We start from the raw sequence: 23502 nt of genomic DNA, 5'->3' as shown, positions 1-23502 counted from the left end.
GTTGCAGAGGCTGTTGCCGAATCGCGGGCGGTAACGCCCGCGATTCGGCGTGTTTGGTGCAAGAATTCTGGTGTGGCCAAGTCGTACATCCATGCTGATCGTGATCAGCAGTTTCTGTTGCCGCCGGATATGCGGGAGTGGTTGCCGCCCGGTCATCTGGTGTGGCTGATCGCCGATATTGTTCAGGCGCTGGATACCTCGGCGTTTCATGGCCGGCGTAAGCGTCGGGCCACGGCCGATTCAAACGCCGGACGGCGCGGTTACGACCCGGACATGATGTTGGTGCTGCTGTTCTATGCCTACTGCGTCGGGGAGCGGTCCTCCCGGATGATCGAACGACGCTGCCACACCGACGTCGCGTTCCGGGTCGCGTGCGCCCAACACGCCCCTGATCACACCGTCATCGCCCGGTTCCGCAAAGACCAGGAAACCCACTTCACCAGCCTGTTACCCAGGTCCTGCAGCTGTGTGCGGCGGCAGGGATGGTCAAGGTCGGGACCATCGCCGTCGATGGCACCAAGATCGAAGCCAACGCCAGTATCGATGCGAACAAAACCGAAGCCAGACTGCGAGAGATGGCGAGCGAGATCGTCGCCGAAGCGGCTGCTGTCGATGATCAAGAAGATCTCGACGACCCAGGCGATCAGACTCCGCCGCGGTTGCAGTCGAGGGCCACTCGCCAAGCTGCGATCGCTGAAGCGCTGGCCTCGATCGAGAAAGATCGCCGCGAACGACCCAGCAGTGCAGCAAAGATGACGATACGTAGGGTCGAGCGTGCTGAGGCCAAAGAACGCCGTCTCACCGAAGAGTCGACCGCCATCTACACCGCTCAGCAGCAGGTACTCGCGCAAGGACGGCGCCCGGCCGGACGCCGGGCGGTGCATCCCGATCGCAATGTCAACGTGCTCAAAGCCCGGCAGAACCTGATCAATGCGCGGGCCGCGCTCGAGCGCCGGAACGCTTCCAAACCAGTCCGAAAACGCAACCTTACCGACCCGCAGTCCCGGCTCATGAAGACCCGATTCGGGTTCCGGCAGGCCTATAACGCCCAGCTGGCCGTCTCCGAAGATCACCTCATCCTCGCCGCGTATGTCACCGACCGCGGCATCGATATTGGCGAGTACATACCGACGGTCGCCGCCGTCGAGCAAACGTTGAGCGAGCTCGCCGCCGCCGGTCACGATCGGGTCATCGGGACCGTCCTTGCCGACGCCGGCTACTTCTCACGAGAGAACCTCGCCGCCGCCGGACCCAACAGACTCATCGCGCCCGGCAAAGCCAAAGATGTTGCAACATCGAAGAAAACGGCAGTCACCCAGCCCGGGAAATACGACCGGACCGCCATCGAAGAGATGCAAGAACGCATCGGCACCGACGAAGGAACCGCCCACTACCGCCAACGCGCAGGGATCATCGAACCCGTCAACGCCCACCTCAAAGACCGACGAACCCTACGACGATTCGCCCGACGCGGCCTCGCAGCTGCACAATCTGAACTCATCCTCGCCGCCGCAGCCACCAACTTCCTGCGCTACGTGAAAGTCAACAACCTCGCCACCATCTGACCCCGGGGCCACGGCCCCGGCCCAATCCCCGACCGGGCCACGAACCCCCACGATCAAACACGCCCGCGGGATTAGGCAACAGCCTATGCAACGTGTGCATATGACTGAACGGTGTGCTTCTGTCGGACGGGGCGTCAGATCGTGAACCTTGGCCCGATGTCGCTGCATCTGGCAACCTGGATCAATGGCGGATGGCCCCGAGCACACAGAAGACGGACGCTACATCGTGGTGAAGGGGCGCCGATGGCGCGCGACGGATCCCGCGATCCCCGAGGAGCGGAACGCTGAACTGAGGTCGATACTCATGGCGTGGCGGCGGGAGGTCCGCCGAACCGAAGGGGCGGCGAAATCGCGGGCCGGTGTCCAGGCCGCGAAGGTCGCGCTCGGTGAGCGCGGCACCCCCTGGTGGGAACAGACAGACGAGGAGAGGCGAGCACGTTGGGAGACCGATGTGGCCCGACCTGATTCGGCAGAATGAACACTGACCGCCGATCTCCCGGCCGATCGACAGAAGGAGCCTGACCATGACCGCACTTCACACCGTCGAGGACGCGGTGGCGCTTTCCCGCGACGACAACGGTCTGGCGATTGTCGCCACCCTTCGCGCGGACAACACCATTCAGTCTTCGATGGTCAACGTCGGTCTGCTCCCCCACCCCGACACCGGCGAATCGGTTCTCGGGTTCGTCACGTACGGGAAGGTCAAACTGAACAACTTACGGGCCCGCCCCCAGGTCACCACGACATTCCGCCAGGACTGGAAGTGGGCAACGGTTGAGGGCACCGCGGAGATCGCTGGTCCAGAGGACCCTCAGCCGTGGCTCGACGACGAACGACTGCGCGGGTTGCGTCGGGAGGTCTTCATTGCCGCAGGCGGCACCCACGACGACTGGGACGAATACGACCGCGTGATGGCCCAACAAGGCCGCGCGGTCATATTCATCAGCATCACAAGGGTTTACAGCAACTGAGGTTCAGCGGGCCGCAATCGAACGGCCCTGCAGTGCGGATTCCACCAGGTTGCTCTTCGGCAAGTCGGTCCCGGCCCGGACCGCATCAGTCCATTGCGCCGTAGTGGTGACCGCCGCAAAGTTCGACTGCAACAGAACCATCAGCGTCGAGTGGAGCGACTCTGCGGACACTTCTCCGGCTTCGTTCGCCAGGTGTATCGCGCCACTGGCATCGGAGAGGATCTCGGCGGCGAAGCCCAATCCCTCGGCTTCGACAGCGGTTGCCAGGTCGCAGTTGTTCGCCATGTACCCGGCGATCGTGATGGTGTCGAGGTCGTTCGCGCGCAACCACTCTGCGACGTCCGTGCCGGCAAACACGCTCCCGTAGACCTTGTGGACCCGCTTGGTCGCCGGGTCGAGGACCGCCTCGATGTCGGGATGCAACGACCAGCCCGTCGATCCCTCGACGAACACCGGTGCACCCTCGGGCATCTGATGTTGAACTACGACCACCGGCACGTCGTTGTCACGGGCCACCGCAATCGCGTTCACCGTGTTGGACAGCGATTCCTCACGCGGCGGGTACTGGATCTCCAAAGGCCCTTCGAAATACTCCTGCTGGATGTCCACGACGATCAACGCGCGGCGAGGTGCAGTCATTGTTCACTCCTCAAACTGAGATCGGACTCGGTGTCGCACCTCGAACGGGTGCGGTTCCTCCATTGTCGAGCAGCAAGGGTGGCGCCGACAGTGGCATGGATGCATACTTTCGATGAGATCGGGCCACCCTGGGAGCAATTGTGCGCATCGCCATCTACGCCTTCGACAACATCACCATGTTCCATCTCGCCGCGCCGCTGATGGTGTTCGGAGAAGTGGTGCGGCTCGAGTTGGCCGCCGACTGGGAGACCCGGCTGTGGTCCGATCGGCCAGGCTCGGTCCGGACAGTCGAGGGGTACCCGATCGGCGAGGTGGCGGGTCCGGAAACAGTCGACTGGGCCGACATCGTCGTGATCCCATCCTGGCCGGCCGCCCTTCCCGCGGTCAGCGATCTGCTGCGCAGCCAGCTCGAGGCAGCGCACCGCCGCGGCGCGACGATCGCCGGTCTGTGCCTCGGCGCGTTCGCCGTCGTGGACACCGGACTCCTCGACGGGCGCTCGGCAGTGACCCACTGGGAGATGATGCCCCAGCTCGCCGCACGACGTCCGGGCATGACGTCGGACGAATCCGTTCTGTACATCGACCACGGGGACGTACTGACTTCGGCAGGCACGGTCTCTGCGATCGACGCATGCCTTCACCTCGTCCGCAAGCACCTCGGTTCCGCCACCGCGACGCGGGTGGCGCGCAGCCTGGTGGTCGCGCCACACCGGGACGGCGGTCAAGCGCGGTACATCGAGCGCCCACTCGCCCGCGCGGCCACTGACACCGCCATTTCGAGAGTTCAGGAGTGGGCCCTGAGCCGGCTACACGAACCGCTCACGGTCGACAGACTGGCCGACGAGGCCAGGACGAGTCGCCGCAGCTTCGTGCGCCAGTTCCGAAGTGCCACAGCAACAACACCGGCCCGGTGGATTCTCGAACAGCGGCTCAACTCTACGCGGCTGCTACTGGAGACGACAGACTGGAGCGTCGACGAGATCGCTACCGCCTGCGGCTTCGGCAGCGCGGTCACCTTTCGACAGAACTTCATGTCTGCGTACTCCACCACTCCTACGGCGTATCGACGGCAGTTTGCCGGACCCGCTGCCTGATCAGACGATGGCCCGGCGCGACAGCGAGCGGGCGGTGATCACCGTTCCGGCGGAAAAACCCAGGATCACCGCCAGCATGACGACGAAGACGACGGCCTTGGTGCCTACTGAGCTGGTCGAGTTCATCGTGGTGTCCACGAGCAGGATCAGCGTGAACACCGCGACAAGCGCCTGAAAGATGCACGCCACCACCATCAGTGCGTAGCGCGCACCGGACGTCGGGGTCCTGCCCGCGGCCTTCGCCGCAGCCAGTCGCTCAGCCTTGTCGGACGTTTCGTCCACCGTGGTCCACTCCTGTCAACAGCTCGTTCATCCCCAAGCACCGCCCTCTCACCGTAAACGACAGCACCCCGCTCACCAGAGGCGAGCGGGGTGCCGTGCGAGCGACGTCAGATGCGTCGGTCTCGGGACATCACTTCACATCGAACCGATCGTTGTTCGCGACCTTGACCCACGCCGCGACGAAGTCGTCGACGAACTTCTTGTCCGCATCCGCCTGCGCGTAGACCTCGGACAGCGCGCGCAACTGCGAGTGCGAGCCGAACACCAGATCGGCTGCGGTGGCGGTCCACTTGGTGTCACCGGTCGTGCGATCGGTGCCGACGTAGACGTTCTCCTCGGACTCCGAGGTCTTCCACTCGGTGTCGAAGCTGAGGAGGTTGACGAAGAAATCGTTCGTCAGCGTCCCCGGCCGGTCGGTGAAGACACCATGCTTGGTGCCACCATAATTGGCGCCCAGTGCGCGCAGTCCGCCGATGAGGACGGTGGCCTCGGGAGCCGTCAGGTCGAGCAGGTACGAACGCTCGAGCAGGAGCTTCTCCAAAGGCAACTTCTCACCCGCACGGGCGTAGTTGCGGAACCCGTCGGCACGCGGCTCGAGCACCTCGAAGGACTCGACGTCGGTGCTCTCCTGAGAGGCATCGGTCCGGCCCGGGGTGACGGGCACGGTGACGTCGTGGCCGGCATCCTTGGCTGCCTTCTCGACCGCCGCGGCGCCGGCGATCACGATGAGGTCTGCCAACGAGACCTTCTTGCTGCCGCCGTTGAAGTCCTGCTGGATCCGCTCGAGGACGGGCAGCACTTTGGCCAGCTCAGCGGGCTCGTTGATGTCCCAATTCTTCTGGGGCTCAAGCCGAATGCGCGCGCCGTTCGCTCCGCCGCGCTTGTCGGTGCTGCGGAAGCTACCCGCAGACGACCACGCGACGCCCACGAGCTGGGCGACCGAGAGATCGGACTCGAGTACCTTGCTCTTGAGTGCGGCGATGTCGCCTTCGTCTATCGCCTCACCCTCGGCCGCCGGAACCGGGTCCTGCCACAGCTGCGGCTCGGGGATCCACGGTCCGAGGTAGCGGGTGATCGGACCGAGATCGCGATGCAGGAGCTTGTACCAGGCCTTGGCAAAAGCCTCCGCGAGCTCGTCCGGGTGGTCGAGCCAGCGACTGGTGATCTCGCGGTAGACCGGATCCTCGCGCAGCGCCACGTCGGTGACGAGCATCGTCGGCGCACGTCCGGGCCCACCGAACGGATCGGGGATGGTTCCTGCCCCGGCACCGTCTTTGGCGGTGAACTGCCATGCTCCGGCCGGACTCTTCTGCAGTTCCCACTCGTAGCCGTACAGGTTCTGGAGGAATCCGTTACCCCACTGCGTCGGGGTGGAGGTCCACACCACCTCGAGGCCGCTGGTGACGGTGTCCTCGGAATTGCCCTTGCCGTAACCGCTCTTCCAGCCCAGACCCTGCTGTTCGATCGGAGCGCCCTCGGGCTCGGGTCCGATGGTGTCGGCAGTGCCGGCCCCGTGGGTCTTGCCGAAGCTGTGGCCACCGATGATCAGGGCGGCGGTCTCCTCGTCGTTCATCGCCATGCGGCTGAACGTCTCGCGGATATCGTGCGCAGCGGCGACCGGATCCGGCTTGCCCTCAGGGCCTTCCGGGTTCACGTAGATCAGACCCATCGTGGTGGCACCGAGCGGCTTGGCCAGCTCACGCTCGCCCGAGTACCGCTTGTCGGTGCCCTTCCACGCATCTTCTTCACCGAAGAAGATCTCCTCGGGCTCCCAGATGTCCGCGCGACCGAAGCCGAAGCCGAAAGTCTTGAAGCCCATCGACTCCAGGGCGGTGTTGCCTGCGAACACCAGCAGGTCGGCCCAGGAGATCTTGTTGCCGTGCTTCTGCTTGACCGGCCAGAGCAACCGGCGGGCCTTGTCGAGGTTCGCGTTGTCGGGCCAGCTGTTGAGCGGCGCGAACCGCTGCGCGCCCTGACCGCCGCCACCGCGGCCGTCAAAGATCCGGTAGGTGCCTGCCGCGTGCCAGCTCAGTCGAATGAACAGACCGCCGTAGTGGCCGTAGTCGGCGGGCCACCAGTCCTGCGACGTGGTCAGCACATTGATGACGTCGGCCTTGAGCTCGTCGACATCCAGTTTGGCGAATTCGGTCGGGTAATCGAACTCCCCACCGAACGGGTCGGACTTCGATGTGTGCGCGTGCAGCACCGACAGGTCGATCTGCTCCGGCCACCAGTCTTTGTTGGTCCGCGGTGCGGTGCCCTTCGGCTCCGGCGACTTGATCGCGGGATTCTCGCTCTCGCTGCCACTGCGGGTCTCAGTGTCAGGGTTGGGCGGGCGGCTATCAGAAGTCACAGCGTTCCTTTCGGGTTGATTCAATTGGGCTGTGATCACGGGCTGTGATCAAACTTGTGGGCTACTCACGCAATCGGGACACAAACCCCAGTAGATGACCTCGGCCTCGTCGAGCAGGAAGCCGTGAGAGTCGGACGCAGTCAGACAGGGAGCATCTCCGACGGCACAGTCGGCATCGGCGACGACGCCACAGGTGCGGCAGACGACATGGTGATGGTTGTCGCCAACCCTCGACTCGTACAGGGCGACATGCCCGGCGGGCTGAATGCGGCGTACCAAGCGCGCCGACGTCAAGGCGTCGAGAACGTCGTAGACCGCTTGCCGCGAAACGTGCGGGAGCACTGCGCGCACAACACCGAAGATGGTGTCGGTGTCGGCGTGCGGGTGGTCATGGACAGCATCCATCACGGCGACGCGGGGGCGTGTCACGCGGAGCGAGGCAGAGCGAAGGCGTTCCGCGTTCTCCGGGGCTGTGGCCATGCCCAACGATAACCACAGCATGCTGCCCGTGTCTGCCGTTTTCTTGACTCAGTCAAAAAACGCAGGTGAGAGGGCCGCGAGCTCCAAGCGCGGCAAATGATTCACTCTGGGTTTTACCCTTGTTCACGAATCTTTCTGGTGCACAACATGTTCGGAACTGCCGGGACGGCCCCGGTCGAACTCACCACACCACAGGCCCGCGAGGGGAGGATCCTCAGTCCCTGGGTAAGGATTACAAACGGCGTTAGCGTTGAATGCATGGAACTCGGATTGCACATCGCAGACTTCACCTTCCCCGGCGGGCCGCCCGCACTGGCGGACGATCTGGTGACCATCGCCCAGACCGCCGAGGCGAAGGGTTTCGCGAAGATCAGCGTGATGGACCACCTCTGGCAGATCGGACCGGTGGGCCCCGTCGACACCGACATGCTCGAGGCCTACACCGCGCTCGGCTACCTCGCCGCGGTCACCGAAAAGGTCGACCTGCTGGCGTGGGTCACGGCCACCGTCTACCGCGAACCCGGTCTGTTGGCCAAGGCGGTCACCACCCTCGATGTGCTGTCGAAGGGCCGCGCCTACCTCGGGATCGGCGCCGCCTGGAACGAAGAGGAGTGTGTCGGCCTCGGCCTGCCCTTCCCCAGCACTGCCGAACGGTTCGAGCGACTCGAGGAGACCCTGCAGATCTGCCTGCAGATGTGGACTGACGATCGGGGGCCCTACGACGGCACCCACTACAAGCTCGGCAGCACCCTCAACGTGCCCCAGGCCCTGCGCCGTCCTCACCCACCGATCCTCATCGGCGGGAGTGGAGAGAAGAAGACCCTGCGCATGGTCGCGCAATACGCCCAGGCCTGCAACCTCTTCGGCGGACCGGACGTGGAGCAAAAATTGAATGTTCTTCGCGGACACTGCGAGACGCTGGGCACCGACTACGACGCCATCGAGAAAACCGTGATGTTCCCGCTCGATCCCGGTGCGGACGGCGCCGGCGTCGACGACATGCTCGGGCAGCTCAAATCCCTCGCCGACCTCGGGATCAGCCATGTCCACGGGTGGGTCCCCAACGTCGCGGCGATCACCCCTCTGGAGATCCTGGGAGACCGCGTCATCCCGGTCATCGCCGACTGGTGACTGAGTGATGGATCCATACCGGCTTTCCGTGCTCGGCGCTGACTGACCGCGCTTGATACCGTTGCCATCATGAACAGGGAAGGTCGCAGGAGGCCGCGCTTCCCGACACTCAAGGTGTCGCTGTGGCGACGTCATCCGCGGGTCCGGGAGGAGCCGCGGCCCGTCTCATCGGTCGAGGTGCTGGACAGCAAGCTCAGCGACCCGACGGCCCCGGTCGAAGACGTTCTCACCACGTTCGTCCTGGCTGCGATCGATGATTTCGCGGCGGCCGAGGCTCGTTTGATCGACTTCGAGATCGACTGACCGACTGACCGCTCACGCCCGAAACAAGTGGGCTGGTTTGGGTTTCTGGTCTACCCACCAGGGGTAACCACTGGCATGAGCGAAGTCCAGGCCAGAAAGACGGAAGCAAACACACCAGACCCCGACGACCCACGAAAGCCCGATTCACCGACGGATCTGACCAAGCCGTCTTTTTTCTACGTGGTGCGCAAGGTCGTTCGCGAATTCTCGCGCGATCAGTGCACCGACCTGGCCGCCGCGCTGACGTACTATGCCGTTCTCTCACTTTTTCCTGCGCTACTCGCCCTGGTCTCCTTGTTGGGCATCTTCGGTCAAGGCGAGAAGACGGTGGACTCGGTCCTGCAGATGGTCGATGACCTCGGCCCATCGTCGGCGGTGGACACTCTGCGAGGGCCGGTCGAGCAACTGGTGGACGCGCCGTCGGCCGGCCTGACGCTGATCATCGGTCTCGTCGGCGCGATCTGGTCGGCATCGGGTTACGTCGGCGCCTTCGGCCGCGCCATGAACCGGATGTACGAGGTCGACGAAGGTCGCCCGATCTGGAAGCTGCGACCGGTGGTGCTGCTGGTGACTGTCATCGCGCTCGTGATGGCGGCCGCGGTGGCACTGATGCTCGCCATCAGCGGACCCGTCGCACGGTCCATCGGCGACGTCATCGGCCTCGGAGACACCGCGCTGCTGGTCTGGAACATTGCCCGCTGGCCGATCGTGCTCATCTTCGTGGTCCTGACGGTGGCGATTCTGTATTACGCCACCCCCAACGTGCAGCAGCCGAAGTTCAGGTGGATCAGCGTCGGTGCGGCGGTGGCAATCGTCACCTGGATCGTCGCCTCGGTCCTGTTCGCCCTGTACGTCTCCAACTTCAGTAGCTACAACAAGACCTACGGCGCCCTGGCCGGCGTCATCGTCTTCCTACTGTGGCTGTGGATCACCAACTTGGCCCTACTGTTCGGCGCCGAAGTCGACGCCGAACTGGAGCGTGGCCGGCAATTGCAAGCGGGTATACCCGCCGAGAAATCGTTGCAGCTGCCTCCCCGCGACACCAAGGTGTCCGACAAGAACGCCGAGAAGGACGCCGACTTCGTCGAGCGCGGCAGGCAGTTGCGGCGGACCCACGGTGACGATGACAATGCTCTCGACGACAACGGAAGTCTCTCTTCCACTGCGGGTCCCGTCCCGGAGACCTCGAACGCAAATGATTCGGCGCCGACGCCGCCAGAGACATCGTCGGTAACACCACCGCAGCGGTACGAGTCAACGGCCACCGGAGACCATGCCGCGGCTGACGATCTCACGGTCGTTCAACTCGTCGATCGCCTCCAGGCGCAGCTACGCACCCTGGTTCGCACGGAGATCACGAACGCCCTCGCAGAAGTGAAGTCCAAAGGCTCGCGACTGGGCCTGGGTCTCGGTATCTCGGCGGCAGGCCTCGGTGTCCTGGTCTTCTGCGGTGGTGCCCTCGTCGCCTTCGGCGTGCTGGCTCTGGCCACCGTGGTCGAGGCCTGGCTCGCCGCGCTGATCATCGGAGTCGCGCTGCTGGCGGTGGGTGGGGTCGTTGCCTATCTCGGCGCGAGAAGAGCCGCTGCCGCCGTCCCGCCACTGCCCGAACGTACTGCACAGAGTGTTCAGCGCGACGTGGCCGCGATCCGCACGACCTGAAAGTCAGGCCTGCACTGACAGGGCGCCCGTTTCCGCGGGATCAGGTGCCGGCGGGGTGGTCCCGCCTCACGAGTCTGGCCGCGATGTCGACGAGACGTTCATTGGAGTCCTGAGAAAGCCTGCGCAACAGATCGAACGCCTGCACAGCGCCGATGTCGAAACGCTCCATCAACATGCCCTTCGCCTGGCCGATGACGTCCCGGCTGGCGAGCGCGCTACGGAATTGGTCGCCGCGCGCAGCGGTGCCCCAGACTACGGCGGCGTGGGACGCGTAGACGTACCCGAGGTCGCGCGCCTCTTCGTCGAACGCGTGGGGCTTGTCGGCGTACAGGTTCAGAGTGCCCAGACCGCCGCGTGCGATGTACAGCTGGAAGATCGCCATCGACCGCACCGGCGTTCGGTCGCACACGTCGGCGGTGAACTCGGGCCAACGCCCTTCTGACTCCAGATCAGCGATGTGGACGAACCCGGACTCGGATGCGGCCTCCAGGAACGGGCCCTGGCCGTGCTTGACCTGGAGGGAGTCGATGGTCCGGGCGTGCTCGTGCGTCGTCACCGGGGTTGCGGCTTCCTCACGGCCCACCATCGTGGTGATACTCGCGTGAGCACATCCTGGAATGTGTGCGACCGCGCTCTCGAGAAGTTCCTGCAGCACGTCGGTCGGATCGTCCGGCACCTTGGCGCTCATGTCCCGCACCAGTTCGGCCATCTTCACGTACACGTCGTCGTCGCCGCGGGTACCCACGTCGCTTCCCTTCGCTTTAGTACCAGGTCAGGCGACTATTCTACTAGATTTTTCGAGTTTCTCCAGCCGCTCGAGTCCCCATCCACCGAGCCCCGAGGTCACTGCTGGGACCGTGAGCGTCGGCGGGCATGAAACAATGGCATCCATCGGTGAAGACGACGCCGTCGCACTCGCAGAGGTGACTCTGACCGAGTGTCGATGAGACAGCTTGCCGAAAGGAAATCCCGCCGTGCACTCCGAAGATGCCGATGCGTTTGTTACCGATGGTCAGACCTCTGTCGCAGGAACCGCAGCGTTGACGATCTTGACGGTTCAGCACAACGAGCTGGCGATCCTCACCGTGCAGGGCAGCATCGACGTCCTGACGGCGCCACAGCTGTCCGACGCCGTCAGCAGTGCGCTGAGCGGCGAGCCCCGCGGACTGATCATCGACCTCACGAGCACCGAGTTCCTGGCCTCCGCCGGCATGAGCGCACTGGTCACGGCGTACGAGGCGATCGCACCCGGCGGCTTGTTCGGCGTCGTCGCCGACGGCCCGTCGACGTCCCGGCCGATTCAACTGGTCGGACTCGATCAGACGCTCACTCTCTACCCGACCCTGGACCAGGCCATCGCCGCGATGGCGTGAGTGCTCTCAGTCACGACGCATCCTCGTCCGGAAGCCGGCCCTGGAAGTGCACGATGTCGTGTGCCATCGATGAGATGGACCGAGACTCCGCGTACGCCCGGGCACGCAGCCGCAAGCCCGCGTCGGCAACGGACGTCCCCCAGCGAATGGACAGCATGCCGACTGCAGCGTGCACGTCAGCACGCGCGAATCGATGACTTCCCTCCCACCGCGGATAGTGCGCCTCGTCGAGCGACCATCGGTAATTCTCGAGTTCACCCAACACCACCGCACCAAGACGGACCGTGAGTACGTGCGCTGCAGTGTTCTGCGACGACGTGAGCGCGGAGTTCTGTCGCCGGTAGAGCTCCAGCACACCAAGCTGCGCGCCGCCGGCGAAAATCGGGTAGGCGAAGATCCCCCGGACACCGACCTCGTCGAGCACTTCTGAGCTGAACGCCGGCCACTTCGCCGCAGCGGTCTCCTCACCGAGGTCAGCCGTCATGATCGACTCACCGCCAACGAATGCATCCATACACGGACCTTCGCCGAGGGTGAACTGCAACTCATCGATGCGCGCTGCCACGGAGTCGGTCGCGCACAACAGGTCACGAGACCGAGCGGCATCGGTCATTATCGCCACGGCCGCTCCGTCGACACCGACGTCATCGACACTCATCGCCGCTAGTCTGTTTGTGTTGGGCATACACGCACTTCCCACCTGCGCGTCCTCCCGCCCCGAATCCTCCGACACGATCACTACCCTTCGCTTCTCGAACACGAGGGGTACTACCCGGATTCGGCGAATCTCATGCGTACGTTTTCCGCAGCGACCTGCGGGGTAGTTATGGGTGACCTGAGCCGTTCGCGCGTTGTGACGAGATGAGCGCCGGCCGCCAGCCATTCGAGGAGAAGTCGGACAATTGCGTCCGCGCGATCTTCCGCCCGTAACCGCCAGCAGGAAGATCACACCATGCGTGCTTTTGTCACCGGCTCGACCGGTTATATCGGATCTCGACTGATCCCGGCCCTGCTCGAGTCGGGCCACGAGGTTGTTGCGGGAATGCGCGATCCAGACCGCGCCTCCGAGTTCGGGTGGGCTGACGCGGTGCAGGTCCGCCATTTCGATCTACAAGAGCCCGACAGCATTTCCGCTGCGATCGCCGACACAGACGTGGCGTACTTCCTGGTCCATTCCATGGATGACAAAGGGTTCGAGGAGAGAGACGCCGCCGGTGCGCATGCCTTCGCCGACGCCTGCGGCCTGGCGGACGTACGTCAGATCGTCTACCTGTCCGGACTCATCCCAGAGGGTGTCGAACTCTCTGACCACCTCGCCTCGCGTCAAGAGGTCGAGCGAATCTTCCTCGACGCCGAGACCCCTGCGAACGTGCAACGGGCGGCGCTGATCATCGGTGCCGGATCGACCTCGTTCGAACTCGTCCGGCGGCTCATCGAGCGTCTCCCCGTCTTGCCGATTCCGAAGTGGATGAACACCCGGGTGCAGCCGATCGCGACCGAAGATGTCATCACGGCCCTCGTCGACGCCGGCACCGGGGAGCCGACCAACGGCCATCACGATCTGGGCGGCCCCGACCGACTCAGCTATCCCGAACTCATCGGGCTCATCGCGGATGAACTCGACGTCCGCCGGCCCCGCCCCTCGATTCCCGGGATCCCGACCGGCCTCGTAGGCCGGGTCGCAGCGGCAATCACCGGGATACCGAGGAACACGGTCGTCGAACTGGTCGACAGCCTGCGCCACGACATGATCTGCGGCCCCGACCCCCGCAGCGAGCAACGGCTCTCGACCCGAGAAGCGGTCAGGCGGTCGTTGAACCCCGCCCGATCCGGAACCGACATCGGCGGCGATCACCAGACCGCCGACCAGGCCGACCCCGCCTGAGGCGTGACGCCACACGCGGTGGCGCGGGGGCCCGCACAGGCCCCCGCGCCACCGACCAGGTGTCACTCAAGCACTGTTCAGCGAACCGGGCCGAGCACTGCCACCGAATTGTGCCCTCCCATACCGAGCGACGACTTGACGGTGATCCCCGGCTCCATGCGGACAAGGCCGTCGACCAGGCGAGCATCACCTTCGGCGACCGACGGCGCACCCGGGACCACACCATCGGTGTAACTCATTGCCGCAGCCGCGATCTCGACGGCCGCAGCCGCTGCCTGGCAATGCCCGGCCAGCGGTTTGACCGAGTAGATACCGATATCACTCGGCAACAGCGCGGTCGCCGCAGCCGCTTCTGCGGCATCACACTGCGCGGTTCCCGGACCGTGGGCGTTGAGGTACGACACCTGGTCGGCCTCGACATCTGCATCGGTCAGAGCGCCTGTGAAGCAACCCTTGACGTGCTCGAGCGACGGATCGACCGATGTGACATGGTAGCCGTCGTGATTCATGGCTCCACCCAGCAGGTCGAGATATCCGTCGGTGTCCTGCTTGGACAGCACGAAACCGACAGCAGCCTCTCCGAATACAAAACCTCGACTACCGGTTTGAAACGGTCGGCAGGCGTCAAGCGGCTCGGCATCGGTGATGGCCACCCCGAGTCGCACGAACTGCGAGACCACCTCGGGGGTCGCAGACAGGTCCGTCGACAACACGATCACGTCGTCGACGGTGTCGGTGTCGAGCCACATCTTCGCTGTCAGCAAGGCGACGGTGCCGGACGTGCACATCGCGGAGACATTGACCGCCGGCCCATGGAATCCGTAGTCGCGCATGAGGAGCGACGCCGGGGTCGAGGGCGCCATACCCAGGTACTGGCGAACCGACAACCCCTCACCCTGGCCGGGCTGGAACGCGCGGCTCAACTCGAGGTCGCCCAGGACCGTGGCATGGACGAGACCGACCCGCTGGCCGGGAGTCCATCCGTGCGCCAGGGCATCCTCGATGGCCTCCCGTGCGGCCCACCGCATGGCCCGGGCGAATCGCGTCGATCCGTCTTCGACGTTGCCGCCGGAGGGGATCCGCGACACCCAACCGGACTCGCTCGGACTGCCGCCGAAGCCCGCTGTGAGCTCGGCTGCGGGCTTTCCGGATGCCAGACCTGTCCACAACGCCTGCCTTCCCCAGCCGTACCCCGTGACAGCGCCCAGTCCCGCGATCCGGGCGTTAGCAATAGAATTCATTCTGGCCTCTTTCCGTGAAATGGTATGTGCACAAATGCGTGCCCCTATACCGTCCCTGACCTGCATGATTTGTGCGAACGACTATGGTTAATTTCATTCGCAAATCATCTCGAAGTGATGTTGCCGCCAGAACCGATCGGGGATCAGGACCGGCTGTGAACAGGGAGGGAAGTGCACGTGAGCGAAAGTGACAACGCGTCGCCGGCCCTCTCCGACGGTGAAGACAAACTCGTCGTACCCGTCGAGCCGGATTCCGCCGAGTCGCTCGCCAAGCGATACCGCCTGCTCGTCGAACTCAGCCCGGACGCGATCTGCGTCCACGAGGGCGGCGTCGTCGTCTACGTGAACCCTGCCGGGCTCCGGCTGGCGCGGGCGCAGTCCATCGACCAGATGGTCGGGCATTGGATCACCGAGTTCGTCCACCCCGATTCGATTCCGGGCATGCTCGAGAGGCTGGCGAGCCTCGGTGAGGAAGACACCGCAACCGAGCCCGCCGAAGCCCTCATGCTGTTGACCGACGGCACCACAAAACTCGCAGAGATCGTCTCGGTGCGAACCGAGTGGCAGGGCCGCCCCGCGTTCCAGGTCATCATGCGCGACATCTCGACCAAGAAGGCCGCGGAAGACGCCCTGAAATACCAGGCCGCTCTGGTCGATCACGTGAGCGATGCCGTGATCGCCATTTCCGCGGAGGGAGTAGTCCAGGCGTGGAATCCGGCCGCCGAGAAGGTATACGGCACGTCCGCGTCGAAGGCACTCGGCCGCGACCTGACCGACGTGATCGGCGCCGCCTTCGTCCCCCGCGAAGCCCTCGCGCTCGGTGGCACGATCGAGAGCGTCCATCGTCATCGAGACGGCGCCATCCGGAACGTCCGGGTATCGGTGACCGCGATGGGTGCAGGCTATGTGCTGCTGTGCGCTGACCTGACCGCCGCTCGCCGCGCGATCGAGTTGTTCGGCACCGTGGTCTCGGAACTGACCGAGGCCGTCCTCGTCCTGAACCCGGACGGCTTCATCGAGATGGCCAACCCCGCCTCGGCCACCCTCCTCGGGCTCGATCCATCGACGGTCCCCGGCGCCCACCTCGGAAGTCTGCCCGTCATGTTCCCCAATGACGACATCCGGGCACTCGTCGACCACATGCGCCAGACCGGCGACGGATTCACCGGCAAGCTGGCCACTCGAACCGACGGCGAACATCGGTGGTTCTCGGTGACCTGCAAGGCATTCGACGTCGATCTCGACGAGCCGAGGGCGATCGCCTCGTACACCGACATCACCCAGCAGGTTCTCGACGCCGAACAACAGCGCCATCGCGCGAGCCACGACAGCCTCACGGGGTTGCTCAACCACGACGGTCTACTGAAACAACTCGACACGCAGCTGGCACCGGACGCCGAACGGCCCAGTCCGATCAATGTGCACTTCCTCGACCTCGACCGCTTCAAGATCATCAACGATTCGCTGGGCCATGGCCACGGGGACCAGGTGCTCCGGGTGGTGGCGGGGCGCCTCGCTGCGGCCGCAGGGCCCGGCTCGTCCGTAGGCCGGATCGGGGGCGACGAGTTCAGCATCGTCAGCCCCGGTGACGCCACCGGTTCAGCCTCGGCTCGAAAGCAGGCCGAACACCTGCTGACGGCGATCACCGAGTCCCCGATCGATACCGGCATCTCCAGTGTCCGGATGACCGCGAGCATCGGTTCGGTGTCCACGACCGAGGGTGAGAACCGCTCAGGCGGTGACCTTTTGCGCGACGCCGACATCGCGCTCTACTACGCGAAGCAGTCCGGCCGCGCGCGCTCCGCAGTCTTCGATGTGCGGCTGCGGCGCGAGTTCCAGTTCCGGCAGCAGCTCGAACAGGATCTGCGCGCGGCAATCGCTTCTCCGGCCGGCGGCCAGCTCGGCAACCGTTACGAGCTGATCCACGACACCGCGACCGGCCGGGTGGTGGGCATGGAGGCCACGCTCTGCTGGCACCACCCGATTCACCACGAGATCGAACCGAACACATTCAATACTTTGGCCGATCACATCGGACTCGGCGACGCGCTCGGGCGGCTCAACCTCTCGAAGGCGCTGCACGACCTGAACAACGTCTTCGGCTACCGCGCGGGCGAACTCACGCTCGCCATCACGGTGTCGCCCCGTCAGTTCTGCGACGACCGGCTCCCGCAGAGTGTGGCCACGGCACTCGAGGAATGCGGTGTCCACCCCGGCGACCTACGACTCGACGTCACCGAAACCGCCTTCGCCGCAGACGAATTCTCCGAGGGCATCCGGCCGCTCGATCAGCTGCGGCGATTGCGCGAACTCGGGGTCGAGGTCGCCATCGACAACTTCGGCGCGGGCTATTCCTCACTGGTCCAACTGCAGCAGGTCGACGTCATCAAGATCGCCCCGACGTTCATCCGAGATCTGACGACCTCGCACTTCGCGGACACGGTCATCCAGAGCATCGTCGCGATTGCCAGGGCCGCGGACATGACCGTGATCGCCACCGGTGTCGAGACGGCAGCACAACTCGAGGCGGTCGCTGCGGCCGGTTGTCAGCAGGCGCAGGGGCCGTTCTTGCACTCCCCGGAATCAGCAGCCGCCGCGGCGGCACGACTTCACTAGCAAAGACGGATTGCCTTCTGTCCCGTAAAACCATGCGTTGCAGGCAAACCCAGGTGTTGCAACACCTGGGTTTGCCCGGAACGACTGGGTTTGTGGCGGGATGCTCAGTCGCGGGGCGGGGGCTCCACATTGACGCCACCGGACTCGTGCTCGGGACCGGCATCAGGATGGCTCGCCGGAACCCGCGACCGGAAGCGAGCGGCCTCGCTCACCCGTTCCGGGTCGGCCGCGCTGTGCGGAGGCCGATGGAAGGGGTCGGGCTTGGGGCGCGGCTTTCCACCCGGCAGTGCCAGCCGGAAGATGGCGCGGTGCACCTGACCCCACTGCTGACCGAAGGGGCCGGAGTTGTACGGCAACTCATAACGCTCGCAGATGTCCTTCACCTTCGGGGCGACCTGTGAGTAGCGAGTGCTGGGCATATCCGGGTAGAGGTGGTGCTCGACCTGGTAACCGAGGTTGCCGGAGATGACGTGGAACAGCGGGCTGCCCTCGATGTTCGCCGAGCCGAGCAGCTGCCGCAGGTACCAGCCACCGCGGGTCTCGTTCTCGGTTTCCGCTTTGCTGAAGGTGTAGGTCTGGTCGGGAAAGTGGCCGCAGAAGATGATCGCGTGCGCCCACACGTTCCGGATGATGTTGGCGGTGAAGTCCGCAGCGAAAGTTGCCAGGAACGTCTGCTCCACACCCGGTAGTGCACGGTCCATGACGGCGGCAACAGACTTCGATCGCTTGCCCGCCCCGGGAGCGCGGCGGAGCCGGCTCGCCAGCCTGGACGTCTTGGGCTGCTTGATGTTGCCGCCTGACGCGAGCTGGGTCAGCGCGAAAGCGCCGGCGCTGATCGCGGGCCAGCCGATGTAATCCTTGATCACCTGCCGCCGCATCTTGACTCCGATCCCCTTGAGGTCGTGCCACAGCTCGGACGTCGACTTCTCGCCCTTACGGATGGCGTCGAGGTCGAGATCGTGTAGGGCGACGCCCCATTCGAAGAACGCGGTGAGCAGGAAGTTGTAGAACGGCTGCGCGAGGTAGACGGGGTTCCACGGCTGATGCGGATCGATCCGCATGATCTCGTAGCCGAGGTCCTTGTCCTTGCCGCGGATGTTGGTGAACGTGTGGTGGATGTAGTTGTGCGAGTGCTTCCACGCCTCCGCGGTGGACGCGGTGTCCCAGTCCCACACCGACGAGTGGATATCTGGATCGTTCATCCAGTCCCACTGTCCGTGCATGACGTTGTGGCCGATCTCCATGTTCTCGAGAATCTTGGCCATACCCAGGCAGGACGTGCCGGCCACCCATGCCACCTTGGATCGTGATCCGAGCAGCAGGACCCGACCCGCGACGGCGAGGTTGCGCTGGGTGGCGATCACCGTCTTGATGTATCGACGGTCGGCGTCTCCGAGGTCGCCGTAGACCTCGTCGTGGATGGCGTCGAACTCCTTGCCCAACTGCTCGATCGTCTCGTCGGACAGATGGGCCAGCGGACTCCGCGGGTCCGGCTTGCTGGACGTTCTTGTTTCCCGCTTCGCTTCGTGGATCGTCATATTTCTCCTTCGATCTACAGGTCGATCTCGACATCGCCTTCGGCGCTGTTCACACAGATCCGCACCGAGGCTCCGGCCGGCTCGCTGACTTCACCGGTACGCAGGTCTCTGAGTTGCCCAGATTTCAGGGTTCCGACACACGTGTGGCAGATCCCGATCCGGCAGCCGTACTTGAGTTCGAGTCCGGCATCTTCGCCTGCGGCGAGGATGGTCTGTCCGGGTTCACATTTGGCATCGGTCTTGCTCTTCACGAATCGCACCCCACCGCCCTCGCCATCGCCCGCGTTCCCGCCGATGACCGGCTGAAATCGTTCGAAGTGGATGCGGTCGGAGAGGTCGTTGTTCTCCCAGTGCTCGACGAGGGAGTCCAACAGTTCTTCAGGGCCCGAGCACAGCGCTTCCCGCTCGCGCCAGTCCGGGCACAGGTCGTCGAGATCCTCGGGCTTGATACGCCCGTCGTCACCGGTCAGTCGAATGATCAGCTGCATCCCGTCCTGCCGACTGTCCATCTCCTGCAGGTCCCTGTGGAACATGACCTGGTCCTCGGTGCGTGCGGAGTGGATCACCACCACGTCGTTCATGGCGTCGTTGTGGTCCAGACTTCGCAGCATGCTCATGATCGGCGTGATACCGCTGCCGGCGCTGATGAACAGCAGCTTTTCCGGACGCGGATCGGGCAACGTGAAGACGCCCTCGATCTCGCCGAGCCGGATGATCTCGCCTGGCCGGATCTTCCGGACCAGGTAGGGCGACACCACACCGTTCTCGACGAGTTTCGGCGTGACGGCGATCAGGCCGTCGCGCGGCTCAGGGTCTGACGTCAATGAATATGCCCGCCAATGGAAGACACCGTCGATCACCAGGCCAAGCCGGACGTACTGTCCCGGCATGTGCCCCGGCCACTGGTATCCGGGTCTGATCCAGACCGTAGCGGCATCCGCGCCCTCGGGCCGAACCTCCTCGATTCGCCCGCGCAGTTCTTTAGTGGTCCACAGCGGGTTGATCATCTCGAGGTAATCGTCGGGCTCCAGCGGGCTGAACAGATGACTGATCGCCTTGAGAGCCTGACGTCGCAACGTCGGGACGTTGGGTTTCGCGCCGCGTTCAGCCATGACGGCACCAGACTGCGTTGTCACACCAGACGGGGCGGGACAGGGTCGTGCTCGGTGGAACGTTCACGTGGACAACTCCCGGGCCAAGTTCGCGCATCCTGGGGATACGCGCATGTCGGTCACCTGCATCGGGGCTTGACAGGTGTGGCTGCAACTAACAGTGTGCCCGCTTGTGGCAGGCTACGTGTGACCTTACGTCGCACTAACAGCAGCGTCAGTCGATTCGGGAAACGCAGGCGACATCGTCTGCACTGGGTTCGCGGGCCGTCAACTCTGACTGCCATGAGCCTCGGCGTCAGCGCACCGACGCACACGCCGGACACAGCGTGCGGTGGTCGTTGATGTCCCAACCATTTGCTGCGGCAACCACTTCCGCGTCGGCGCGGTGCCCGACAGCCACCACTCTGAATCGGTGTTCGCATCGATCACACCGCACCGTCCAGGCTTCGTTGCCGGTGTCGCTGTGCCTACTCGTCATTCCGGCGACAGTCATCGGCGACCGGCCCCGGGGCTCGCGGACGTGCGTGACAGCATAGGTGCCACTCGGCACATATCCGGAGCACCCCGAGCGGTACGGACCATTCGGTAAGCAGTCATCTTCACGCCTCTCCAGGGACTCCAATACAAAAGTGCCGGCCCGCTTGTCTGGGGGGGTCAACAGCAGTGCGTGGCCCCGAGCATTCACCCCCACCACGCGTCGAACCGCCAGGCGGTCGACTGCTGGTCCAGTGTTCCCAGCCGCGGGTGATGTCAAACACGCTCTGGCGTCCATCCGTCGGTGGGCGGTTTCAGATCGGCATCCCGGGGCATCCTGGCACGGTGATGGACAGGCCGGCTGCGGCATCGACGCCCACCGACACCCGCGTCCGGGTCACGGCCGAACTGGGCACCACCGTCCGTGATGCCTCGGGCCGACTCTCCCGGGGAGACCTTGCCGGCACGGCCGCCACCCTGACGTACTACTCCGCGATCGCCATCGTGCCGTGGTTGCTGTTCGCCGTCTGGAGCATCAGCTGGTTCGACGACACGGATGAGGTCCAACAGCGATTGCTTTCTTTGCGTGTGCTGATTCCGCCGGACATGGGTGCGCGATCGGCCTACGACGCTCTCGTCGATGCGGGTGTGCACGCCGGCCTGCTGAGCGCGTTGGTGCTGATGTTCCCCGCGTCGTTCTATGGCGAGGGGCTTCGCCGGTCGGCGCTGTTGTTGTCGCCCGAGTCGAAGCCGACCATTGCAGGAGACGAAGCGGAGCGGAGTTCAACCCTGGGTGCCTGGAGGGCGCGCGGCACAGTCCTTGCCCTGTTCGTCGTGGTGCCGCCGCTGGCGTGGATCTATTCGACGATCGGTAAGCAGCTGGTCGGCCTCACCCCAGAAGGTGGTGGCAGCGGTTTCGGCGACCTCGTCCTGCGTTACTACCTGGGTTTCCTGACGACCTGGCTCATGCTGGCGGTATTGCTGACCTGGGTTTTCCGCTTCGTCATGCCAGGGGCCCCGCGATGGCGCGTCGCGGTGGTCGGGGCACTCGTCACTGCGTCGATGCTGGCCGGCTTCCTCCAGGGTTTCGCGCTGTTCCTCTCCATCCCCATCGATGTCGGCCTCCCGTTCGCAGGGCTGACGGTGGTCGGCGGGGTCGTCGCGGTGGGCTTGTGGTTGTGGATACTGCATATGGTGCTGATCGCGGGATGGTCGCTCACGCGCTCGATCGACGCCACGGTGGACAGTCGGGTCGGTACGCCGACCAGGAAAGGGAGATCTTGAGCCAGATCGTCGTGATCGGCGCCGGCGTCGGAGGATTGGCGGCGGCAGCCCGGCTGGCAGCACAGGGTCACTCCGTCACACTGATCGAGCAGGCACCCGTGGTGGGCGGGAAGCTCGGCGTCGAGCAGGTCGACGGATTCGTCTTCGACACCGGCCCCTCACTGCTGACCCTCCCTCACGTGCTCGATGACCTCTTCGCAGCCATCGGCGGGCCCCCCACCGCCGACGAACTACCGCTTCGGCGGCTCGAGATCGCCTGCCGATACACCTTCCCCGACGGCGTCGTACTGGACCTGCCCGGTGAAGCGGCCGAGATCCCGCGCGCACTCGACGCCGCGCTAGGGCCCGGACGTGGCGCGCAGTGGAGCGCCTTCTCCGAACGGGCCGAACGTATCTGGGACGCCACCCTGACACCGTTCCTGGAATCGCCGATCGACGTCCGGACGATGCTCCGACTCTCCCGCCGACTTCGCGACCTGACGACCATCGCACCGTGGAAGTCTCTGCGCGGACTCGGCACGTCCTACCTGTCGGACCCTCGGCTACGCATGCTGCTCGACCGCTATGCCACCTACACGGGGTCCGATCCGAGGCAGGCACCCGCCGCTTTGGCCAGCGTTCCGTACGCGGAACAAGCCTACGGCTCCTGGTATGTCGACGGCGGGCTCGGCCGCATCGCCGCCGTGTTGCTGAACCGGGCGCAAGTACTGGGTGTGGAGGTTCGCCTCGGTACCCAGGTCACCGAGATCCTCACCGATGCAACCGGGGTCCGCGGAGTGCAGCTGTCCGACGGCTCCGTGACCGACGCCGAGTTCGTGGTGGCCAACGCAGACGCCCAGCAGGTCTTCAACGACTTGCTCTCCCCCGATCATCCGGGCGCGCGCCGCGCGGCTCGACGACTTCGCCGCACCACACGTTCACTGTCGGGGTTCGTGCTGTTGCTGGCACTCGATGATCCTCCGAGCGATCAACCGCACCATCACGTGCTGTTCGCCGAGGACTACGACGAGGAGTTCGACGCGGTGTTCGGGCGCAAGGGCAGACCGCGCCCGGTTCCCCGCCCCACCATTTACGTGAGCGCGCCGGCGGACCATACGTTGACGCCCGACGCCCGGTCCGGGGCCTGGTTCGTCCTGGTCAACGCGCCACCGCATGACCCTGCAGAGGGCACCGACTGGGACGCGCCCGGGCTACGGGAGGAATATGCCGACCAGATCCTCGACCTGATGGCCGCGCGCGGCCTGGATGTGTCCGACCGGATCCGGCACCGAGTGATCATCAGTCCCGCTGACCTCCAGCGGCGGACACTGACCCCCGGCGGGTCGATCTACGGCACCTCGTCGAACGGTGCGCTGGCTGCGTTCTTGCGGCCCTCGAATCGGAGTCCGGTGCCCGGGCTGTATCTCGTCGGCGGATCGTCGCATCCCGGTGGCGGTCTTCCCCTGGTGATGATGTCCGCCGCGATCGTTGCGAACATGATCGGCGTGGCCGACTGACGGCTG

Annotated in this window: 22 protein-coding genes; 12 read left to right on the top strand and 10 right to left on the bottom strand. The window is 64.9% G+C overall.

Going from position 1 to position 23502, the window contains the following annotated elements; all coding sequences use genetic code 11:
* Window positions 1-210: hypothetical protein (locus BFL43_RS29560; protein ID WP_240498091.1), on the bottom strand; the 210-nt coding region annotated here is incomplete at its 3' end.
* A gap of 272 nt (window positions 211-482) precedes the next feature.
* Here BFL43_RS29560 and BFL43_RS18710 point away from each other — a divergent pair.
* From BFL43_RS18710 to BFL43_RS18700, 3 genes are all read left to right on the top strand, one after another.
* The gene (locus BFL43_RS18710; protein ID WP_084891679.1) at window positions 483-1565 is read left to right on the top strand and encodes a transposase; all 1083 of its coding nucleotides are present in this window, start codon (window positions 483-485) and stop codon (window positions 1563-1565) included.
* A 184-nt stretch (window positions 1566-1749) separates the two neighbouring features.
* On the top strand, window positions 1750-2043 hold the full coding sequence (locus BFL43_RS18705) for a hypothetical protein (protein WP_084893976.1): 294 nt from the start codon (window positions 1750-1752) through the stop codon (window positions 2041-2043).
* A 46-nt stretch (window positions 2044-2089) separates the two neighbouring features.
* Entirely contained in the window at window positions 2090-2536 is a 447-nt protein-coding gene (locus tag BFL43_RS18700; protein ID WP_084893975.1) for a TIGR03618 family F420-dependent PPOX class oxidoreductase, read from the top strand.
* Window positions 2537-2539: 3 nt separating this feature from the next.
* On the opposite strand, the gene BFL43_RS18695 is transcribed toward BFL43_RS18700, so the two are convergent.
* On the bottom strand, window positions 2540-3175 hold the full coding sequence (locus tag BFL43_RS18695; RefSeq protein WP_084893974.1) for an isochorismatase family protein: 636 nt from the start codon (window positions 3173-3175) through the stop codon (window positions 2540-2542).
* A gap of 140 nt (window positions 3176-3315) precedes the next feature.
* On the opposite strand from BFL43_RS18695, the gene BFL43_RS18690 reads away from it, so the two are divergent.
* Window positions 3316-4269 (top strand): helix-turn-helix domain-containing protein, encoded by a 954-nt coding sequence (locus BFL43_RS18690; protein WP_084893973.1) that lies wholly within the window; start codon window positions 3316-3318, stop codon window positions 4267-4269.
* On the opposite strand, the gene BFL43_RS18685 is transcribed toward BFL43_RS18690, so the two are convergent.
* The 3 genes from BFL43_RS18685 to BFL43_RS18675 form a co-directional block, all read right to left on the bottom strand.
* Window positions 4270-4551 carry a hypothetical protein gene (locus tag BFL43_RS18685; protein ID WP_084893972.1) on the bottom strand — a complete coding sequence of 94 codons (282 nt, stop codon included), beginning with the start codon at window positions 4549-4551 and terminating at the stop codon, window positions 4270-4272.
* 130 nt (window positions 4552-4681) lie between these two features.
* Window positions 4682-6904, bottom strand: a complete 2223-nt coding sequence (gene katG / locus BFL43_RS18680) for a catalase/peroxidase HPI (protein WP_084893971.1) — start codon at window positions 6902-6904, stop codon at window positions 4682-4684.
* A 48-nt stretch (window positions 6905-6952) separates the two neighbouring features.
* Window positions 6953-7384, bottom strand: a complete 432-nt coding sequence (locus BFL43_RS18675) for a Fur family transcriptional regulator (protein ID WP_143695401.1) — start codon at window positions 7382-7384, stop codon at window positions 6953-6955.
* Between the two features lie 258 nt (window positions 7385-7642).
* Between BFL43_RS18675 and BFL43_RS18670 the strand changes: the two genes are divergently transcribed.
* The 3 genes from BFL43_RS18670 (at window position 7643) to BFL43_RS18660 (ending at window position 10477) form a co-directional block, all read left to right on the top strand.
* Entirely contained in the window at window positions 7643-8515 is an 873-nt protein-coding gene (locus BFL43_RS18670) for an LLM class F420-dependent oxidoreductase (RefSeq protein WP_084893969.1), read from the top strand.
* Window positions 8516-8584: 69 nt separating this feature from the next.
* Complete coding sequence (locus tag BFL43_RS18665; RefSeq protein ID WP_143695400.1) at window positions 8585-8818, top strand: hypothetical protein; 234 nt, start codon at window positions 8585-8587, stop codon at window positions 8816-8818.
* A gap of 75 nt (window positions 8819-8893) precedes the next feature.
* Window positions 8894-10477 carry a YhjD/YihY/BrkB family envelope integrity protein gene (locus BFL43_RS18660; protein WP_084893967.1) on the top strand — a complete coding sequence of 528 codons (1584 nt, stop codon included), beginning with the start codon at window positions 8894-8896 and terminating at the stop codon, window positions 10475-10477.
* A 40-nt stretch (window positions 10478-10517) separates the two neighbouring features.
* Here the strand turns inward: BFL43_RS18660 and BFL43_RS18655 are convergent, their stop codons facing one another.
* A complete protein-coding gene (locus BFL43_RS18655) occupies window positions 10518-11222 on the bottom strand; it encodes a GAF and ANTAR domain-containing protein (RefSeq protein ID WP_084893966.1) in 705 nt (234 codons plus the stop codon).
* Between the two features lie 229 nt (window positions 11223-11451).
* On the opposite strand from BFL43_RS18655, the gene BFL43_RS18650 reads away from it, so the two are divergent.
* Window positions 11452-11850, top strand: a complete 399-nt coding sequence (locus BFL43_RS18650; RefSeq protein ID WP_084893965.1) for an STAS domain-containing protein — start codon at window positions 11452-11454, stop codon at window positions 11848-11850.
* Between the two features lie 10 nt (window positions 11851-11860).
* Here BFL43_RS18650 and BFL43_RS18645 read toward each other — a convergent pair whose 3' ends face one another.
* Window positions 11861-12508 (bottom strand): GAF domain-containing protein, encoded by a 648-nt coding sequence (locus tag BFL43_RS18645; RefSeq protein WP_143695399.1) that lies wholly within the window; start codon window positions 12506-12508, stop codon window positions 11861-11863.
* A 294-nt stretch (window positions 12509-12802) separates the two neighbouring features.
* On the opposite strand from BFL43_RS18645, the gene BFL43_RS18640 reads away from it, so the two are divergent.
* The gene (locus tag BFL43_RS18640; protein ID WP_084893963.1) at window positions 12803-13735 is read left to right on the top strand and encodes an NAD(P)H-binding protein; all 933 of its coding nucleotides are present in this window, start codon (window positions 12803-12805) and stop codon (window positions 13733-13735) included.
* A 77-nt stretch (window positions 13736-13812) separates the two neighbouring features.
* Here BFL43_RS18640 and BFL43_RS18635 read toward each other — a convergent pair whose 3' ends face one another.
* The gene (locus BFL43_RS18635) at window positions 13813-14976 is read right to left on the bottom strand and encodes a beta-ketoacyl synthase N-terminal-like domain-containing protein (protein WP_084893962.1); all 1164 of its coding nucleotides are present in this window, start codon (window positions 14974-14976) and stop codon (window positions 13813-13815) included.
* A 177-nt stretch (window positions 14977-15153) separates the two neighbouring features.
* Between BFL43_RS18635 and BFL43_RS18630 the strand changes: the two genes are divergently transcribed.
* Entirely contained in the window at window positions 15154-17592 is a 2439-nt protein-coding gene (locus tag BFL43_RS18630) for an EAL domain-containing protein (protein WP_168176673.1), read from the top strand.
* A gap of 104 nt (window positions 17593-17696) precedes the next feature.
* On the opposite strand, the gene BFL43_RS18625 is transcribed toward BFL43_RS18630, so the two are convergent.
* Window positions 17697-19130: an acyl-CoA desaturase gene (locus BFL43_RS18625; RefSeq protein ID WP_084893960.1), complete on the bottom strand. Its 1434-nt coding sequence runs from the start codon at window positions 19128-19130 to the stop codon at window positions 17697-17699.
* Between the two features lie 14 nt (window positions 19131-19144).
* Window positions 19145-20242 (bottom strand): ferredoxin reductase, encoded by a 1098-nt coding sequence (locus tag BFL43_RS18620; protein ID WP_084893959.1) that lies wholly within the window; start codon window positions 20240-20242, stop codon window positions 19145-19147.
* 747 nt (window positions 20243-20989) lie between these two features.
* Between BFL43_RS18620 and BFL43_RS18610 the strand changes: the two genes are divergently transcribed.
* Both BFL43_RS18610 and crtI read left to right on the top strand, forming a co-directional pair.
* A complete protein-coding gene (locus tag BFL43_RS18610) occupies window positions 20990-22000 on the top strand; it encodes a YihY/virulence factor BrkB family protein (RefSeq protein ID WP_143695398.1) in 1011 nt (336 codons plus the stop codon).
* The gene (gene crtI / locus BFL43_RS18605) at window positions 21997-23496 is read left to right on the top strand and encodes a phytoene desaturase family protein (protein WP_084893957.1); all 1500 of its coding nucleotides are present in this window, start codon (window positions 21997-21999) and stop codon (window positions 23494-23496) included. The genes BFL43_RS18610 and crtI overlap by 4 nt, the downstream gene beginning before the upstream one ends.
* Window positions 23497-23502 lie beyond the last annotated feature (6 nt).

Origin of the sequence: Williamsia sp. 1135 (assembly GCF_002095395.1) — a bacterium.
Lineage (GTDB): Bacteria > Actinomycetota > Actinomycetes > Mycobacteriales > Mycobacteriaceae > Williamsia.
The sequence above is the reverse complement of the archived record's forward strand: the minus strand, read 5'-3'. Positions and strand labels throughout refer to the sequence as shown.

Bases quoted from the DNA above. Each gene is read 5' to 3' on its own strand.
- BFL43_RS18700 (WP_084893975.1), top strand. From the start codon at position 2,090: ATGACCGCACTTCACACCGTCGAGGACGCGGTGGCGCTTTCCCGCGAC.
- BFL43_RS18625 (WP_084893960.1), bottom strand. From the start codon at position 19,130: ATGACGATCCACGAAGCGAAGCGGGAAACAAGAACGTCCAGCAAGCCG.
- BFL43_RS18635 (WP_084893962.1), bottom strand. From the start codon at position 14,976: ATGAATTCTATTGCTAACGCCCGGATCGCGGGACTGGGCGCTGTCACG.
- BFL43_RS18645 (WP_143695399.1), bottom strand. From the start codon at position 12,508: ATGAGTGTCGATGACGTCGGTGTCGACGGAGCGGCCGTGGCGATAATG.
- BFL43_RS18665 (WP_143695400.1), top strand. From the start codon at position 8,585: ATGAACAGGGAAGGTCGCAGGAGGCCGCGCTTCCCGACACTCAAGGTG.
- BFL43_RS18695 (WP_084893974.1), bottom strand. From the start codon at position 3,175: ATGACTGCACCTCGCCGCGCGTTGATCGTCGTGGACATCCAGCAGGAG.
- BFL43_RS18660 (WP_084893967.1), top strand. From the start codon at position 8,894: ATGAGCGAAGTCCAGGCCAGAAAGACGGAAGCAAACACACCAGACCCC.
- BFL43_RS18675 (WP_143695401.1), bottom strand. From the start codon at position 7,384: ATGGCCACAGCCCCGGAGAACGCGGAACGCCTTCGCTCTGCCTCGCTC.
- BFL43_RS18705 (WP_084893976.1), top strand. From the start codon at position 1,750: ATGGCGGATGGCCCCGAGCACACAGAAGACGGACGCTACATCGTGGTG.
- BFL43_RS18620 (WP_084893959.1), bottom strand. From the start codon at position 20,242: ATGGCTGAACGCGGCGCGAAACCCAACGTCCCGACGTTGCGACGTCAG.
- BFL43_RS18610 (WP_143695398.1), top strand. From the start codon at position 20,990: ATGTCAAACACGCTCTGGCGTCCATCCGTCGGTGGGCGGTTTCAGATC.
- BFL43_RS18670 (WP_084893969.1), top strand. From the start codon at position 7,643: ATGGAACTCGGATTGCACATCGCAGACTTCACCTTCCCCGGCGGGCCG.
- BFL43_RS18640 (WP_084893963.1), top strand. From the start codon at position 12,803: ATGCGTGCTTTTGTCACCGGCTCGACCGGTTATATCGGATCTCGACTG.
- BFL43_RS18710 (WP_084891679.1), top strand. From the start codon at position 483: ATGGTCAAGGTCGGGACCATCGCCGTCGATGGCACCAAGATCGAAGCC.